The sequence below is a fragment of the Microcoleus sp. K5-D4 genome (assembly GCF_036704575.1).
GTDB lineage: Bacteria > Cyanobacteriota > Cyanobacteriia > Cyanobacteriales > Microcoleaceae > Microcoleus.
Genome location: NZ_JAUBSD010000155.1, coordinates 1 through 8,183, shown reverse-complemented (window position 1 = coordinate 8,183; position 8,183 = coordinate 1). Strand labels below are relative to the sequence as shown.

At 46.2% G+C, this 8,183-nt stretch carries 12 protein-coding genes; 5 read left to right on the top strand and 7 right to left on the bottom strand.

Going from position 1 to position 8,183, the window contains the following annotated elements:
- Positions 1 to 72 precede the first annotated feature (72 nt).
- Positions 73 to 1,530: a Zn-binding domain-containing protein gene (locus QUA77_RS28200; protein ID WP_333453886.1), complete on the top strand. Its 1,458-nt coding sequence runs from the start codon at positions 73 to 75 to the stop codon at positions 1,528 to 1,530.
- 22 nt (positions 1,531 to 1,552) lie between these two features.
- Here QUA77_RS28200 and QUA77_RS28195 read toward each other — a convergent pair whose 3' ends face one another.
- On the bottom strand, positions 1,553 to 1,888 hold the full coding sequence (locus QUA77_RS28195) for an HNH endonuclease (RefSeq protein ID WP_333042256.1): 336 nt from the start codon (positions 1,886 to 1,888) through the stop codon (positions 1,553 to 1,555).
- Between the two features lie 221 nt (positions 1,889 to 2,109).
- Between QUA77_RS28195 and QUA77_RS28190 the strand changes: the two genes are divergently transcribed.
- Positions 2,110 to 2,487 carry a hypothetical protein gene (locus QUA77_RS28190; RefSeq protein WP_333042257.1) on the top strand — a complete coding sequence of 126 codons (378 nt, stop codon included), beginning with the start codon at positions 2,110 to 2,112 and terminating at the stop codon, positions 2,485 to 2,487.
- A gap of 9 nt (positions 2,488 to 2,496) precedes the next feature.
- Here QUA77_RS28190 and QUA77_RS28185 read toward each other — a convergent pair whose 3' ends face one another.
- Together QUA77_RS28185 and QUA77_RS28180 are read right to left on the bottom strand one after the other, a co-directional pair.
- The gene (locus tag QUA77_RS28185; RefSeq protein WP_333042258.1) at positions 2,497 to 3,306 is read right to left on the bottom strand and encodes a peroxiredoxin-like family protein; all 810 of its coding nucleotides are present in this window, start codon (positions 3,304 to 3,306) and stop codon (positions 2,497 to 2,499) included.
- Between the two features lie 492 nt (positions 3,307 to 3,798).
- Positions 3,799 to 4,281 (bottom strand): Hsp20/alpha crystallin family protein, encoded by a 483-nt coding sequence (locus QUA77_RS28180; RefSeq protein ID WP_333042259.1) that lies wholly within the window; start codon positions 4,279 to 4,281, stop codon positions 3,799 to 3,801.
- A 223-nt stretch (positions 4,282 to 4,504) separates the two neighbouring features.
- Between QUA77_RS28180 and QUA77_RS28175 the strand changes: the two genes are divergently transcribed.
- Positions 4,505 to 4,660: a hypothetical protein gene (locus QUA77_RS28175; RefSeq protein WP_333042260.1), complete on the top strand. Its 156-nt coding sequence runs from the start codon at positions 4,505 to 4,507 to the stop codon at positions 4,658 to 4,660.
- A 171-nt stretch (positions 4,661 to 4,831) separates the two neighbouring features.
- Here QUA77_RS28175 and QUA77_RS28170 read toward each other — a convergent pair whose 3' ends face one another.
- Positions 4,832 to 5,044 carry a hypothetical protein gene (locus tag QUA77_RS28170; protein WP_333042262.1) on the bottom strand — a complete coding sequence of 71 codons (213 nt, stop codon included), beginning with the start codon at positions 5,042 to 5,044 and terminating at the stop codon, positions 4,832 to 4,834.
- Between the two features lie 162 nt (positions 5,045 to 5,206).
- Here QUA77_RS28170 and QUA77_RS28165 point away from each other — a divergent pair, with 162 nt between their 5' ends.
- Together QUA77_RS28165 and QUA77_RS28160 are read left to right on the top strand one after the other, a co-directional pair.
- A complete protein-coding gene (locus tag QUA77_RS28165; protein WP_333042263.1) occupies positions 5,207 to 5,467 on the top strand; it encodes a hypothetical protein in 261 nt (86 codons plus the stop codon).
- 278 nt (positions 5,468 to 5,745) lie between these two features.
- On the top strand, positions 5,746 to 6,393 hold the full coding sequence (locus QUA77_RS28160) for a hypothetical protein (RefSeq protein WP_333042264.1): 648 nt from the start codon (positions 5,746 to 5,748) through the stop codon (positions 6,391 to 6,393).
- A gap of 408 nt (positions 6,394 to 6,801) precedes the next feature.
- Here QUA77_RS28160 and QUA77_RS28155 read toward each other — a convergent pair whose 3' ends face one another.
- The 3 genes from QUA77_RS28155 to QUA77_RS28145 form a co-directional block, all read right to left on the bottom strand.
- Positions 6,802 to 7,218, bottom strand: coding sequence for a DUF3024 domain-containing protein (locus tag QUA77_RS28155; protein WP_333042265.1), 417 nt, complete (start codon positions 7,216 to 7,218; stop codon positions 6,802 to 6,804).
- Between the two features lie 345 nt (positions 7,219 to 7,563).
- Complete coding sequence (locus QUA77_RS28150) at positions 7,564 to 7,803, bottom strand: hypothetical protein (protein ID WP_333042266.1); 240 nt, start codon at positions 7,801 to 7,803, stop codon at positions 7,564 to 7,566.
- A gap of 90 nt (positions 7,804 to 7,893) precedes the next feature.
- The gene (locus QUA77_RS28145) at positions 7,894 to 8,145 is read right to left on the bottom strand and encodes a hypothetical protein (RefSeq protein WP_333042267.1); all 252 of its coding nucleotides are present in this window, start codon (positions 8,143 to 8,145) and stop codon (positions 7,894 to 7,896) included.
- Positions 8,146 to 8,183: the final 38 nt, after the last annotated feature.

Here is an 8,183-nt window from a genome sequence, read left to right as displayed (position 1 = left end):
GATTTTAAATCACCCTAACCTTCCTTCAGTCTTGTCTTATGGTACTTTGGCTGCTTAAAAACTGTCCGGACTATTGAAGTAATTATTTCCACATCAGCACTAGAAGCGGGTTTGGATTTACCGGAATTGGATTGCTGTTTGGTGAAGGGATATCCCGGTTCTATTATGTCCTTTCGTCAACGCCTGGGACGTGCCGGGAGAATCAATCCGGGATTAGTAATCTTTTTGCCAGTTGCCCAAAGTTCCTTAGACTACTATTACGGTAAGCATCCCAACCAATTGCTATCAGGAGAAGTAGAAAGCGCCGCATTTAATCCCAATTATCCCACCATTGTGAGCAAACACATTGAATGTTGCTGCGTCGAAAGCGGTTTGCCTGCTGTTGAAGTAGAAAGCCGATTTGATGCTGTGGGAGGTGCCGTTGCGGAGGAACTGCTGGATCAAGATAGACTCTTCCTATCTCCCAATAGTACGCTCCGAGGGTGGGGAGAACCTCATGGGCGAGTCAATATTAGAGGCAACGCTATAGATGCTGTTGAATTAATTGATGAGAATACGGGAGAATCCTTTGAAGAAATGTCGCGCGACATTGCCTATCGAGAAGTCTTTGCCGGTGCAATTTATACGGCTTTTGACGAAAGCAACCGTTTAGTTACTTATCGGTGTCAGAGCCTAGATATCGACCAGAACAAAGCAATCCTCCAACCCTTTGAAGAAGACCCCAGCTTGTTTACAGAACCTGATTTAGACCTGCAAATCAAACTTTTAGAAAACCTAGAAGAGCCCCGCATTATCCCTACCAGCTTACCAGAAGCAAGGTTGAGGTTAACTTTGGGATGGGGCGAGATTACATCAGAAGTAACGGGCTACAAACTTTGTAAAATAGAATACCGACCAACTTGCACTAATGTCAAATGTCGCCACCACCAACAGCCCCTTGAAGGTAAAATATGTACGTCTTGTGGTCGGAATTTGAAATCGATTGAAATGAATACACTTATTAAATCAGTCTCGTTCAATCCGCCCTATCAAATACAGTACCAAGCTCCCGTTGTTAAAGTCGAAGTAAATCCGCCTCTGATTGCTGCAATTACAGGTGAAGTTGACCGCCACAAAGCTAGTGCAAGAACTCAATATGGAAATGATATTCCTCAAGAGTTAAAGGGTTTGTTTGGGGGCAATGCAGTTATGGTTGCCCTGCACAGTATGGCTCATCAAATTCAATTAGCAGTTCCCCTCGTCGTGCTTTCATCTACTCGCGATGTGAACTGTACAGTAGAACGAGATGATTCGGGTATAGTTGCTTACCTTTTTGATACCACAGATGGGGGAAATGGAGCATCTGAAGAAATTGGGAAGCAGCTACCGTTATTTGCTGCTAAAGCCATGTCTCTTGCCTTAACTTGCGAATGCTCTGACGGATGCCCTAAATGCTTGATTCAGCTTGGTTGTCCTCAGCAAAATCAGGGACTGCACAAGAAAGTTGGTTTGTTTCTGCTAGAAGCAATAGCTACAAATTCTTTAACTTAACAGTCGATAAATTGTCCCGTCCCTATTCCCCAGAAGAATCGATGATATCCCAATCAATATCATCATCAGGGAACAGAGATAACTGCCCTGGAGATACGTTAGACTGACCCCTATTGTGGTACGAAAGGTGACACGCGGTACACAGGGCGATTAAGTTTTCGAGACGGTTGTCCTCTGGTATTCGATTGCGGTGGTGCACCGCCAAAGTCAAAGCACACCGTTCGGATTTAGTTAAACCGCTTTGTTTACCGGGTCTGAGGCACTGTTGGCGGCACTTAGCGCAGCGCCACCCCGCATTTTCCTTGATTGATAGCGCAATCTCAGACCAATTATCGGGATACCTCTTTGGTTTAGGCATAATAATTGTAAACGCTCATCTCTCTCTAGTATGGCGAGATATTTTGTTGCCATTACTCAGAATACCGCCTCATCTAGGCCTAAAAAATCTCGCATTCGGGGAGGCAAGGGCAGGGCGGGGCGGGTTGGGGTTTTGGTTTGGGTTTTTAGTAATGTTAGGGGTGAGGAAGTTCACAGCCTCAGTGGCTGCTCACGGCATCTCTCAATCAGGAGGCAAAAGGGATGGATCAGGCAACTTTAAGGCAAATGGCGATGGCTACGTTTTCACAAGTTGGCATTCAATTGGATGAAGCTAACGTCAAGGCGGAGATTGACGATAACTGGTTTCTTGGTGGTAGTGAGCCCACCAATCAACTTTACATTGTGCATTTGCTAGTTGACGGACAAGGGCGGGAAGAACCGGGGCGACATGGTTGGGTAGAGTTTAATTGGAAAGGAGAGGTGCAGAGTTGGGAGCTGCTGGAACAGGATGAATATGGTAAGCAAGAAATTGCCAGCAGCAATGATGGGATTGAGTACAGTCGCATGAATCCCCCTATCCGTAAGCCCATGCCCATTCGCTATCGACCGCTCTTACCTCCTGCCAGCCCCACGCCATAAGGGCGGTAATTAGTGCATATCGCCCTGCCCTAATGAGTCTCCATCAGCCACGATTTCTGATAGAAATGCCAGGGGATTGCTCATATCAGCAGCGAAACCAAGGATGGCGCGATCTCGATGCTCGTAAATTAAATCTCCCTGAGCATTAAACAAGAAAGTTGCGCCTCGTTGAGTGAGATAAGCAGCATTTGGAACATAGGTTTTCCAATTACTCAGCACTTCTCCCATATTCCGCAGTCGCAAAGTTGCCAATTCAAATGGACGCTGGAAACCTTTGCCACCGGCCCACCGGAAAGTAGAGCCTTTGAGGGGTGGAAGAGGAAAAGCCTGGATAATTTCATCATCACCAATTAATTGAGGTGCTCTTGCGTCGCCTCGATATCCTCTCCATACTTCTGCCAGAGTGCCAGGGCTACCAATTCCGGAACACATGAACAATAGATTGAGGTAAGCATTGATAGCAGCCGATAAACCGGGTAGTTTTAACGATAAACCTGGATACAGGTCAAGTTTTTGGTGCAGTTGGGCACTCGGATCTACAAACAAACAGTCGGTCGGAAATCCTGTATAGCCACAGAATCGCTGACCCGAGGAGAGTGAGCCAATTCCCACAGCTCGGATTGCTATCCCTTCTGCTTCAAGCCGTTGAGCGTCCCGCCGCAACCACCAAGCATATTCAAGGCTGTCGAAATCTCCCAATTGTGGCAAAAGCACCACCAATTGCCTCATAGAGGATTCGCAACCGCTCAAGATGGGTAAAACGGCTCCATCACTCACCCGTTGGAGTTCGGTTTGGCTCAAGAGGCTATGGATATTCATCGGCTAATTATCTATTGAGGAATTGGGAAAGTAGAAAATTATCAGTTGTTGGACAGACGTTTTACTCACATCAAATCGGGCGACTGCTTTCCGAATTGATGTATCACCTGGTTGAGACGCTTTAACTATCGCGCTTGAGCTGGCAGGGTCTGTCTACCTGTGCTACTTTAGCTCATATGAGTCGGTGATGTCCGGCGATCGCCAATGCTCTCTCCGCGAGAGCAGACTCAATGAAATTGGTGCCGACAAGCGTGAAATATTTTGACAGACTAACTGGAATCAGCGTCAGTTCACGGCATTTGTAGCTAACTTTTCGCTCGGCTTTCCCAAATAAAGAATACCGAGAGCAATGATCGCTCCCGGTATCAGCTTTTCCAGTTTCGTTGTTGCTAAGTAAATCCAATCAGGCTCAATGAAAGGAAAATTTGCCTCACTCAATTAAGCACAGCTTTCTGCGTACTGAGTTCACCACTAAACACGCTTACCCCATCGTTATTGGTTAGCCTGTTCCAAAGCGGGATTTGTTGAAGCTCCAGCAATTTCGGCTAAGTTAATCTTGACGACTTTATTGCGAGCTTCAGTTACTTTGGGCAGAGTTAGCGTTAGAATGCCATCTTTGTATTCAGCTTGCACAGAGTCGTTTTGAATTGGTGCGGGCAAGGGAAGCGTCCGGTGGAATTTGCCGTAGCGGAATTCTGAGCGGACGTAGCGGGGTTTTTCTTCTGTGTTTTCGTAGCGGCGTTCGCCAGAAATAGAAATTGCTTCGCGGGTGACTTGAACGTCAATGTCTTTGGGGTCAATTCCAGGCAGTTGCGCTTTTAATACGAAATTGTCCCCAGCATCAGCCAATTCCAGAGCTGGCATCCAAGCGGCTTCTGAGTTATCTCTCGTTGCTGTCCGTTGGTCAAATACTTTATCGAGTTGCTCGCGGATGGTTTCAATTTCTGTGAATGGTTGCCAGTAACGCATCAACATAATCTGTCACCTCAAAGATTGGTAATGCTTTATAAGTTTGTTTGGGTTGAAGCTCATTGCTTACAGTTATTATGATGCCGTTTTATAAATGGGAGGAACAGTCAGGAGAACCACACTTTGTTAGTCGTATTTGCCCGAATTATTGCGAAACACTCAGAGGAATCGGCAGTAAAGAAAACCGTACAAATCTATTCCTAGAAACCGAAAATGCTGTGGCAACGCCATGATGACCTTGCCGAGCGAACTCTGCTGGCGTGTGAGCGTCGGGGGAAGTATCGCCGGGGTTGCCAACCGTACCAAAAACGAAGTGCGGGTGATGTACAGCACCGTAAGGACTTTTGCGGGCAATCGCTGCTTTCCCATAGCCATCGCTCTATGAGGGATCTCGCCTAATCCCACTCTTAAAAGCGCGATCGCCTAAGAGGTTATGTGTCGCTGTTCAACCATGTAGTAAGAAACCAAAGCGCTTCTCTAAACTGCGTAAGAGTCAATGGTTGTACTTGGGAGCGGTGGCGGCGCCTCCTGAGCATTTATCTAACCCGCTGCTCTCTCAATTTTGACTCACATCATCTTCCATCCCGATCGCCCATCGCATCCAACTCAACATTACGCTCGCACTTTGGGTGTCATCTCGTACAAATCCCACAGCACGACCTTGACCGAAAGGAAACGCGAAATAATTAGTTAGGCAGGCCGGTGCAATGGGAGCTGGGCTTGCGTGCATATAAAGTGTAGCGACCGCACTCTTCGAGATTGGGGGCATGGTTTGGTGTTTGGTTTGGTTCGGTTTCTCCAACAATTGGCGTATTGGTGGCGATCTGCAACAAGTTTGGTAATAGATTGGTTATGGTGACAATAGAACTTGCTAACCCTGACACTTCCCTTATTTCCGAATATATTAACCGTGAATAAAAACTTGAAAACTTTGTCTGCTTTCCTACCGATTCTAGCACTGGGCATTGTTGTCATACCTGCACGCTCCGGCAGAATTGAGGGAGCATCTGTTTCCTGTTGGTTGCGTCGCCGAGACCTGGTAGAACTTAAACAAACTTGTATCTATGAGTCGGTTTCTTGGGCTGGAGGCGGAGGAAGGACTTTGCGCTGGGAAGATGGCGTGCAAACAAAAATGACGTGGGGATTCTTGGGCGCGGAGAAAGACCTTGTGCCGAGGATAGCACGAGCATAGATGGTGTCTGCGGTGCGGTATATTTCCGCCATCCCACCACCTTACAGCGGATTTCTGAAGAAGAGAGTTACAAGCGCGCCATAAACCGCCAACTGACCGTGACCTGTGTCCAAGTACAAGATAAATCAATCTGCTGGTTATTTAGATGAAATTAATCACAAAGAGAAGTCTTAAAGTTACATTCGCCGAAGTACCAACAATATATCAAATCTCATACCCAGTAGCGTTCAGACGTACAATCATGAGTGATACCAAGTTGGAGTATAAACCTTAATTCCATGAATAAGAAAAACTTTTTGCTGGTACTCTGTCTGTTGCTACCAAGCCTAGTCATAGGCTGCAAGCAGCCACAAACCTCTCAACAAACATCAAGTCCGTTTGCCGCCACACAAACCACCATCCCTGGTTGGAAAAAATTTGAGGGACGCGGTGCACAATTGCAGTTACCCGAGAGTTATAGCGGCGGAGATCTCAGCCAATATCTGGACGTGGTGGTTCAGAAGCTGGAATCTTTGGGGCCCTACTATCAGCAGATAGCTCAGTATCTCAAGCAGAATCCATCCGCATTCGTCATCTGGGCTTTTGACTCGAAGGTTAGTAAATCAGGTGTTCTGAGTAATCTCGCTCTTGCAGCAGAGCCAGTTGGAGCTACAGTGACAACAGATACATACTTGGATGTACTTACCAAACAATTACCCAGCGAATATCGCGTAGTGGAGCGGAAGCAGGTGACGCTTGACCGCTATCAGGCAGGTCAGATCGTGACAGAAGCCACAATTTCGGGTGTAACTGTCAAACAGATAATGTACACCATTAAGCAGGGGAGCAATATCTGGATTGTTGTATTCTCTACCAGTGCTGAGGAATTTGAAGAGCGCCTGCCCACCTTTCAACAAAGTATTAACACGTTTTCAGTGAGCGATTAGCTTGACTTTTTTCTAGCGAACATTATATGCCTATTGTATAATCAGAACGGGTGCTTTATGTAGTAAATTATTGGGTCTGTACACGAGTATACTTTTGGTTTAGGAGTGAAAAGGTTCATAATTACCTAACTTTTTTAGCGATTGTTACTGAATTAATACTGGTAACTGTATTGCAATCAATTATGTTTGTAAGTGCGATGGCACTTATCTAATTCGTTGACATCTCGATTTTAACTCACATCATTTTCTCTCCCAAGAGCCTTTTCCATCCAACTCAACAGCAGACAGCAATTTGGGTTCCATCCTGTACAAATCATTCAGAATTGGCTTGACCTTGGGAAACACAAAATACTCCGTCAGGAGAGCCAATTCGATAATTAAAAGAACGATTGCCAATTAGAGCAACGATTAAGGATGTAACAGGGGATTGTTTCTAATTTCGGATAAACATTCTTCTAAAGACAAACCATGCAGAATTTCCCACCATTGCCCCGTATGTCTCATGTAGGCCGCATTAAAACAATCTGGCCCAACATATTCTAGGCGGGCGGAGCGAGACTCAAAAGACGGGGAAATCGCCCTCGGACTCGGACAATTATAAGTTGAGCAGAAGTAAAAATAGTTGCGATACCACTTGCCAAAGATATCCGTTCGATAGTTGAAATCATGGTCTGTGGGTGGAGAGTCGATATATTTGGGCTTAAATTCTGTTTGAATTAACTCATTACATTTTTGTTCGATTAATTGTTTCTCAGTATCAGGCACTGTAGGTTTAGACTGTTTTGGAGAAGAAGAAAGCCAGAGCTTTTTTGCTTTTTTTGCCATTGAATTTGTTGTCCTGATTATCTAGGTAGAATTGAAACGACAAAATTGATCGTTTGACCTACTGTGAAGGTAGTGGCTGCTTGCAACAACCTTTGTTGGGCTACTTATCAAGGCGGCGCGAGCCTCCAAGTAATGCGAGCCGCTTTTGTCAAACGGCGCAATCTATGCCTTGATTGGGTGCGGTGCGGATGATTTGTAGCAAGCACGCTCTCGTATTGATAATACTTAATTTTCCCCGCGAAACTGCCTTACTCAAAACTTTTGGCTCCATCCCATACAAATCCCGTAGCACAACCTTGACGAACGGAAACACAAAATACGAACGTCGGTTGCCCAATGCGGTGATTAAACGCTTTCTAACCCAGATACCACAACTACGGGCGTGTCACGCTGCGCCTCTTGTTCTGCCCAGCTATGGATTTGGTGCTGGGCTCCGCGTCGCAATCCACTCTCTTTTTTTGGCTCTAAATCTTCTTCAAAGCGATCGGGGTACAGCGAGGGGTCTAACCCTACATTATGCCCCGCTCGCCTTAAACACAACGCAAAAATCACGCTTTGAGAATGTCGCTCGCTTCGAGCGAACAATGACAGATTTTGTTGATTTGGTAGGACGAGCAGCCGGAACAATCCCTTAACTCAATTAACGGGACAGGTTTGCAAAGCCCGTGCGTTCGCCTAGGTTGATTGATTGGCAGCAAAATCTGATTGCTCGCAATTGAGTACGTCCACCTCAATCTCGCTCAGCACTTTGGGTTCCATCTCATACAAATCAGTCAGAATAAGCTTGACATCGGGAAACGGATTGAGTCGAGGGGGGATAGTCGGGTAAGGTTTGAGCGTCACCGCTCTCCCCTCCCCTAAATTAGAGTCGATGCCTGTGTTACCACGGGACACCTCTCCTTCAGAACGCGGACGTGCAGCTTTCACTGCATCCGGCTCCTAGTCTGACACCTAATAAGTCGGGT

Excerpts from the sequence above, each read along its gene's own strand:
- QUA77_RS28175 (WP_333042260.1), top strand. The coding sequence starts at position 4,505 with ATGATGACCTTGCCGAGCGAACTCTGCTGGCGTGTGAGCGTCGGGGGA.
- QUA77_RS28155 (WP_333042265.1), bottom strand. The coding sequence starts at position 7,218 with ATGGCAAAAAAAGCAAAAAAGCTCTGGCTTTCTTCTTCTCCAAAACAG.
- QUA77_RS28180 (WP_333042259.1), bottom strand. The coding sequence starts at position 4,281 with ATGTTGATGCGTTACTGGCAACCATTCACAGAAATTGAAACCATCCGC.
- QUA77_RS28185 (WP_333042258.1), bottom strand. The coding sequence starts at position 3,306 with ATGAATATCCATAGCCTCTTGAGCCAAACCGAACTCCAACGGGTGAGT.
- QUA77_RS28195 (WP_333042256.1), bottom strand. The coding sequence starts at position 1,888 with ATGCCTAAACCAAAGAGGTATCCCGATAATTGGTCTGAGATTGCGCTA.
- QUA77_RS28170 (WP_333042262.1), bottom strand. The coding sequence starts at position 5,044 with ATGCCCCCAATCTCGAAGAGTGCGGTCGCTACACTTTATATGCACGCA.
- QUA77_RS28190 (WP_333042257.1), top strand. The coding sequence starts at position 2,110 with ATGGATCAGGCAACTTTAAGGCAAATGGCGATGGCTACGTTTTCACAA.
- QUA77_RS28160 (WP_333042264.1), top strand. The coding sequence starts at position 5,746 with ATGAATAAGAAAAACTTTTTGCTGGTACTCTGTCTGTTGCTACCAAGC.